Here is a 7,436-nt window from a genome sequence, read left to right as displayed (position 1 = left end):
TGCGCAAAACCTGCGTTCGGCCAGCGTGGTTTAATGGGGCCTTTTAGATCAAGATCAAAAGATCGCGAGCAAGCTCGTTCCTACAAAGCCTTTAAAATCAATAGCTTATTTTATGTTTGATAAGAGCGAGCTTGTCTCGCGATCTGTTGATCTTGATCTGGCTCTTCATCCAGAACACTCCTTAAACCACGCTAACCCTAAGTGAGGTCAGCGTGGTTTAAGATGCCGCTGGAAAAGAAAGTCGCCAAATCCGAGGCAGCAATTCCAAGAAAGTGAAGGCCAGTAATCAGGAGAGGTATCACCTTGTCAGACGTATCTATGCGCCGCGCCACAGTTAACGACCTTCAAGCCATCATCTCGTTGCTCGCCAACGATCCCCTGGGTGCGGCCAGAGAAGATCCCGGCGTCCCCCTGCGAGTTACCTACCTCCAGGCTTTCGAGGCGATAGACGCAGACCCCAATCAATTTCTCGCTGTTGCCACACTCGATGACACCGTCGTAGGAACACTGCAACTGACGTTTATTCCCAACCTGTCGCGAATGGGGGCCTGGCGAGCTCAGATCGAAGCTGTTCGTGTGCACGAATGCATGCGAGATCAGGGATTGGGCCGTCGACTTTTTGAATGGGCCTTTGAACAGAGCCGGTTGCGTAGCTGTGTGTTGGTACAGTTGACCTGCGACCGCCAGCGGCCTGGTGCTCACAAGTTCTATGAAAGCTTGGGGCTCACCGCCACTCACACCGGGTTCAAAATGGAGCTCTGACGATTCATGGTGAGCCACCCATCCTCTCTGATCTAAAGCCTCCCTCACCACGCCTTTCCTGCAGCCCGGTGTTAGTTTTATCGCCAGTCAGCGACGATGTTGTGTTCCAGGGCGAAGGGTTGCGCCGCGATGGTTCGGCGCTGGAACGCCGGGGCTTGTTCGGCGGTGGCCAGCCATAACATGACCGCCGCCGGAACCTGCGGCGGTGCGCTGCCGGCGCGCAGGGCTATCAGGCCCTTGTCGCCGATGGTGACCTTGAGCGCTTCGGTGGTGACGACTCCCGGGTTGAGCGTGTAGGCACACACGCCGGCCGCGCCCAGTTCGGTGCTCAACACCCCGGACAACCGCGACACCGCCGCCTTGCCTGCACCGTAGGCGTACCCCCAGCCACCCTTGGCTGCCGCCACGGGCGGGTCGCTCTCTCCGGCACCGGAGGTGACATTGATCACCACCCCGCCCCCACGGGCCACCATGTGTTCGGTCACGGCTCGGGTCAACAGGAACGGCGTCAGAATATAACCCTGGAACATCCGCTCCAGGGTCTGCGCTTGCAGGTCCATGAAGCCGGCATTGAGGTCGCTGCCCTGGTAGATCGCGTTATTGATCAACACGTCGATACGCCCGTACTCCGCCATCACCGCGTCGCAGGCAGCGAGGGCCGAGTCACTGTCGAGCAGGTCCATCGGCACCACGAGGACCCGGCAGCCCATTTCACGCAGCGTGTGCGCAGTGCCGTTGAGGCTGCCTGTCAGCGGTGCCCCGTCGGCGTCGCGCAAAGCGTGTTCATGCCGTTCACCCTCGTTGAGCGTGCGGGCGCTGATTGCCACGTAAAACCCGGCGCGGGCAAATGCCAGCGCCGCCTCGCGGCCAATACCCCGGCTGGCGCCAGTGATGAATGCCACCTTATTCATGCTCAATCCTTTTAGAAGTGCGCAGGGCGAACCATGGCGTCCATGCCGCCATCAACAAACACCACGCTGCCATGAACAAACGATGCCTGGGGCGATTGCAGGAACGCCACCACGGCGGCGATTTCATCCGGGCGACCGGAACGGCCCAACGGCGCAACAAAATCACGGGTTGCCTGACCAAACCGGGCATCGTCCAGGGATGCCTGGTGTAACGGTGTTTCTACCGCGCCCGGTGCAACCACGTTAAGTCGCAACCCCTGCTTGCCCCAGCTCACCGCCAGGCTGCGGGCATGATGGCTGATGGCGTATTTGGAGGCGGCATAGGCTACGTGAGATTGCCCGCTGTCGTTGGCCAGCGCCAAGGCCCCGGCTTCATCGCCGCCGAGCATGGCATCAATCATCGGTTGGCCCGCCGGGCCTGAGTGAGTCGCCGCCACTGAGCCGATCACCAGCGCCGCACCCTGTTGCCCGCGGCTCAGTGCCCCTTGCAGGCCTTCGAGCAACTGGCTGACACCAAAATAGTTGACCGCGAGGATAAGGCCGCAGGTGGGCGCCGTAACCCCCACCCCGGCACAGCAGATCAGCCCGTCGAGGGTACCGCCGCTGAGTTCGAGCACCTGTGTGATGGCGGCGTCACGCCCCTGTGGCGTCGACAGATCGGCGTTCACATCCGCGTTGCTGCGATCGATACCAATTACCTGGTGCCCTGCAGCGCGCATGGCCGCGCTGACGGCGGCACCGATTCCCGAGGCGCTTCCTGTAATAGCAGTTATAGGCATGTGTATTCTCCGTAATGGTCCGGGCAGTATCGGCACGCGTATCCCGCCCCGGCATCGTCTGAGCAGACTAAAGAGCTGCGCCTGACTCAGGCGTGGTTGTAGAGCGGTGCAGACAGCCGGGGCGGTGGGACTTTGATTTTTTCCGCGACTTTCATGGTCGGCTTGGGTTTGCCCAGCGCGACCACACTGTTGAGCATGATGCGCACCAGTTCGGTCTGGCGCCGCACACCTGTCTTGGAGAAGATCGAGCGCAAATGCGCGCGTGCCGTGTTACGGCGAATATTCAAGGCTTCGGCAGCCTCCTCCAGTGACAACCCGTTGGCCAGTTCCATCGCCAGGGCGGTTTCTGCACGGGTGAGGTTGAACAACTGCTTAGTGACCACTTCGCTGGCCAGGGACTTGCTCGACGCATCGCGAATGTACACCAGCGCCGCCGGCTGGCCTTTTTCCTCGGCCCAATCCAGGGATGGAATCGATTCGACCACCACCCCAAGGTTGACCAGACCCGAAGGCCGGGTCACAGACATGGCTTCGGCGCTTTTTGGGGCATCCGGGTCAAACGCACTGCGAATCAGCTGTTGCAGCACCCGGTTGTCGCTTGGATAAGTGGCTTCGAGGCGGCCGCCCACCAGCTTCAGGCCATCAGAACGGGCGAGGATCTCGTCGGCCACCGGGTTGCTCTGCAACACGCTGCCACTCTCGTCCAGAACCAGCGTCGCGACCGACAAGCGGCTGATGGCCTGGGAGTACAGGTCGCTCAACGATTCGCTGCGATCAATAAGGTTGTGCAACTGCGACGCACGGCGCAGATGCGGCAGAAAACTGGCGCACAACGCCCGTTCATTGGCCGAGAAATTGGGTTTGTGCTTGGGCCGTGTCACCCGAAAACGCAGTTTGCCGCCATCCGGGGTGGAAATGTCGGCGCCCATCAGGTGGTACACGTCATGGGGCCCGCAGAACATCTTGAAGTAGACGTTTTGCTCCCACTCGGTGGACGACATGATGTCGTCCACGGTGAACACATGATCCAGCGGCTGGTTGGCGAACGGTGTGCTGGTTTGCGGGTAGGTCATGTAGCAGACATCACCGGCGCCCTCAATGTCACCCGCGAGAATCATCACCCCGGTATCGGTTTGTTCGGGCACACGCAGGATCAGGGTGGCGAAGTTGGCATCGTAGAGCTTGAGAAAGCTTTTAAGGGCGCGGGCCATCAGTTTTGGATCAAGTGCGCCTTCATAGATTTCACCCACGAGTTCGTTGTAACGCGCCAGTTCCAGACCAAGACTCACCAGACCTTCATGGGTCAAGACGCTACTTTGCATAGTCTTCTCCTCGCTCGGGTAAGGACACATTCCTTCCCTTATTATTTTTATAATTTCGGCTTGGGAGAGCTCTGGGCTCCCCCTTTGAACGCTGCTTGCAGCGTGGCCTCATGCGGCGCGACCGGGATCAGTGTCACGATCGCTTATTGACTCCACAATAGGTCTCGCATTTTTATTTTTGTTACTGAATATCACGCGAAGCCGGGCTGTTTTTCAGGCGAAACTGGCCCTGTGCCACGGCCGGTTGCCGGACTCGCTGACGCACCAGCGGGCGCCCGAGATTGAACCAGGCCGCCAGTGCTGGCAGGAGGAAAATCGCCCCCAACACGTTGACCAGGAACATGAACGACAACAGCACGCCCATGTCCGCCTGAAACTTCAGCGGGGCAAAGGCCCAGGTACAGACGCCAATCGACATGGTCAGGGCGGTAAACACTGCCGCCGTACCGCGTTGACACATGGCCTCGTAGAAAGCCTCGCGCAAATTCGCCCCCCGAAGCATTTCGTGCTGGATACGCTCGTACAGGTAAATCCCGTAGTCGACACCGACGCCCACACCCAGCGCCATTACGGGCAAGGTCGCGACTTTGAGGCCGATGCCGAGCATCGTCATCAGGGCATTGCAGAGGATCGCGACAATCGCCAGCGGCACCAGAATGCACAGCACTGCACGAATCGACAGGAAGGTCAGCCAGCAAAACAGCGCCACCGAGCCAAACAGTGCCCCGAGCATGATCACTTCAGCATGCTTGACCGCCTCGTTGGAGGCCGCCATGACACCGACGTTGCCACCGGCAAGGAGAAATTCGACCTGCGGCGAGCTGACCTCAGCAATGATGCGCTTGGCTTGATCGATGGCATGGCTGACGGTGCTGCCTTCATGGTTAGCCAAAAACACCAGGATCTGCATCTGCTGGCAGCCGTCTGTGACCAGCCCGTCATCCGGCATGTAGGCCCGTGCGCCCTGGCTCAAACCCCGTGCAGATCCCGGTATGGCCGCCCAGCGCGGGTTGCCTTCGTTGTTACCGGCAATCACCCGCTTGCCCATGTCCACTACGCTCTGGATCGACTGCACCCCTGGAACGGTACGCATGCGGAAATCAAATGCCTCCACCGCGCGCATCACGGTGGGTGACAGGCAACCTTCTTCGACCCCTTTGACCTGGACAAACACCGACATCACATCCAGCCCGATCGAATAGCTGCTGATGATCTTGCCGTTGTCCTGGTTGTAGCGAGAATCAGCGCGCAACTCCGGTGCACCGGCGCCAATGTCGCCCACGGCCAGATCGCGGGCTTTATAGGCACCGGCCAGCAACAGCAGCAGGCTGATGGCAAATACCCCGAGCGCCGGGCCAGGCTCGGCCAGCGCCGACAGTCGCCACCACAGGCGGTGTTTGCCCGCGGGCTGCGCTTGGGCCCGGCGCAACAAGGCGGGCTCAAGGCGCAGGTAAGAAATGATGATCGGCAACATCAATTTGTTGGTGATGATCATCAGCATCACACCGATACAGGCCGTCACCCCCAGCTCGTGAACGATGGGTATATCAATCAGCATGATCACTGCAAACCCCAAAGCGTTCATCAACAAGGCCAAAGAACCGGGGATGAATATCTTGCAGAACGCGGAGCGCGCTGCGTCTTTGGCAGAGTGGCCTGCCAGCACTTCCTGTTTCCAGGCGTTGGTCATCTGCACCGCATGGGACACGCCAATGGAGAAAATCAAAAACGGCACCAGAATCGACATCGGGTCGATGCCCAGGCCCAGCAACGGTAACAGGCCCAGCAACCAGACCACCGGGAGCAATGCCACCAGCAGCGCCACCACGGTCAGGCGCAGCGAGCGGGAATACACCCAGAGCAACAACCCGGTGATGACAAAGGCCACGATAAAGAAGCCGATCACTGTGTTCAGCCCCTCCACCACATCACCCACCAGCTTGGCGAATCCGACAATGTTGATTTCGATATCGGGGCTGTTGTACTTGTTGCGAATGTCCTCCAGGCGCTTGGCGATCTCCACATAAGACACCGGTTTGCCTGTCTTGGGGTCGATATCTTGCAAGTCTGCACGGACCATAGCTGATTTCAGGTCGTTGGCCACCAGCCGCCCGACCTGGCCTGAGGCCGCCGTGTTGCTGCGCACTTGCGCCAGGTCTTCGGGGGTGCCGCTGAAACGCGGTGGCACCACTACGTCACCGAAAAACCCTTCCTCAGTAATTTCGATATAGCGCACATTGGCGGTGAACAGCGATGTCACGCTGGGGCGGCTGACCCCAGAGATGAAAAACACGTCGTCAGTGACTTTACTCAGCGTCTCCAGGTACTCGGGGTTATAAATGTCGCCCTCGCCTTTCCAGCGCACACTGACCAGAAAGCGGTTGGCCCCCGTGAAGTAATTGCTGAACTTGAGGAAGTTGATCATGTACGGGTGGCTCACCGGGATCTGTTTGTTGAACCCCGGGTCCAGCTGCGTGTGGGTGGCGCTGTAGCCCAGGCCCAGTGTCACCAGCACAAACAGCGCCAACAGCTGTTTGCGCCAGGCCATCAGGTAGTCTGCGCACGTTTCGACGCAGCGCGTCACCCAGTGTTTACCTTGATTCATTGCATGACTCCCTTGGACTCACTGGCCTGCGGGGTCAACAGTGTTGCGACGCTGCCAGCAGAACCCTGCAATACCCCCCGCTCGCCACCCACCAGCAGGCGCGAGCCAATCAACGTTGCCGAAGTTAACGTGCCCAGCCCGGCCAGACGACCGACGCCGACCAGCTCACCCTGCTCATTCAGGCGCACCACGGAACTGCCCGCGCCGACAATCACCAGCCCGCTGTGATCGGGCAGCACGGTATGCCCGTACAGCGGTAGCGTGTTGCCGATGTTTATCTGCTTCCAGTTGTTGCCAAAGTCGTGAGTGACGAAGACATGCCCGCGCATGCCATAAGCCACCCAGTTATCGGCACTCAGGCGCACGATGCCGAACAATGAACCGTTGTAAAAAGGTGACAAGCTGCGCCAGTGCCGTCCCGCGTCATCGGTGCGCAAGACCAGCCCTTGCTCGCCCACCAACATGCGTCGGCCATCGCTGCCACCGGCCATGCTGTTCAAATGGGCCTTGTCGATGTCCAGCGCCTGTGGCGTCCATGTCTTGCCGGCATCAAGGGATTGATAGAACTTGCCGAAACTGCCAAACGTCATGACGCTGTCACCGCCAGCAGTCCAGACGCCCAGCAGCGGTTCACCCAGCTCGCTGTCGTAGCGCACTTCCTGCCAGGTGTTGCCCGCGTCGTCGGAGCGCAAGATCCAGCTGTCATGCCCGACCGCCAGCAACCGTTTAGCGTCCAGCGCGACGACAGCGGTCAAGGTGGCGTTGCGTTGAGTGCCGACACTGGCCGGCTGCCAACTGACGCCCTGATCATCGCTGAGCAGAATGCTGCCGCGCTCGCCCACTGCGACCACTCGCGAGCCCAGATTAAGCAAACCGTTGATCTGCACCCGATCCGGCCGCGTGGCCAAAGGTTCTGCTTGCGCAGGGGATTTGGGCGAGAAGGTGTAGCCAATGGTCAACGCGACCATCAGGCAAACCGCGTAACCAATCAGAGAACGCATACACAACGCTCCTGTTCCAGGCACACGTGCATAGGGCAAGTCATAGGGCCAATCCT

General features: G+C 59.8%; 6 protein-coding genes. 1 reads left to right on the top strand and 5 read right to left on the bottom strand.

From position 1 onward, the window contains the following. Positions 1-303: 303 nt before the first annotated feature. Positions 304-762, top strand: a complete 459-nt coding sequence (locus GHO32_RS17175) for a GNAT family N-acetyltransferase (protein ID WP_218576891.1) — start codon at positions 304-306, stop codon at positions 760-762. Positions 763-839: 77 nt separating this feature from the next. On the opposite strand, the gene GHO32_RS17170 is transcribed toward GHO32_RS17175, so the two are convergent. From GHO32_RS17170 to GHO32_RS17150, 5 genes are all read right to left on the bottom strand, one after another. Then, positions 840-1,673, bottom strand: coding sequence for an SDR family NAD(P)-dependent oxidoreductase (locus GHO32_RS17170; RefSeq protein WP_153332470.1), 834 nt, complete (start codon positions 1,671-1,673; stop codon positions 840-842). 11 nt (positions 1,674-1,684) lie between these two features. Then, on the bottom strand, positions 1,685-2,452 hold the full coding sequence (locus GHO32_RS17165; protein ID WP_153332472.1) for an SDR family oxidoreductase: 768 nt from the start codon (positions 2,450-2,452) through the stop codon (positions 1,685-1,687). An 86-nt stretch (positions 2,453-2,538) separates the two neighbouring features. Beyond that, a complete protein-coding gene (locus GHO32_RS17160) occupies positions 2,539-3,774 on the bottom strand; it encodes a helix-turn-helix transcriptional regulator (RefSeq protein ID WP_153332474.1) in 1,236 nt (411 codons plus the stop codon). Positions 3,775-3,955: 181 nt separating this feature from the next. Further along, a complete protein-coding gene (locus GHO32_RS17155; RefSeq protein ID WP_153332476.1) occupies positions 3,956-6,379 on the bottom strand; it encodes an RND family transporter in 2,424 nt (807 codons plus the stop codon). Next, positions 6,376-7,380 carry a YCF48-related protein gene (locus GHO32_RS17150; protein ID WP_153332478.1) on the bottom strand — a complete coding sequence of 335 codons (1,005 nt, stop codon included), beginning with the start codon at positions 7,378-7,380 and terminating at the stop codon, positions 6,376-6,378. Before GHO32_RS17150 ends, GHO32_RS17155 begins: the two co-directional genes overlap by 4 nt. Positions 7,381-7,436 lie beyond the last annotated feature (56 nt).

Origin of the sequence: Pseudomonas sp. FSL R10-2189, assembly GCF_009600325.1 — a bacterium.
GTDB classification, from domain to species: domain Bacteria; phylum Pseudomonadota; class Gammaproteobacteria; order Pseudomonadales; family Pseudomonadaceae; genus Aquipseudomonas; species Aquipseudomonas helleri.
Note: the sequence above shows the minus strand (reverse complement) of the source record. Positions and strands in the feature narration are given on the sequence as shown.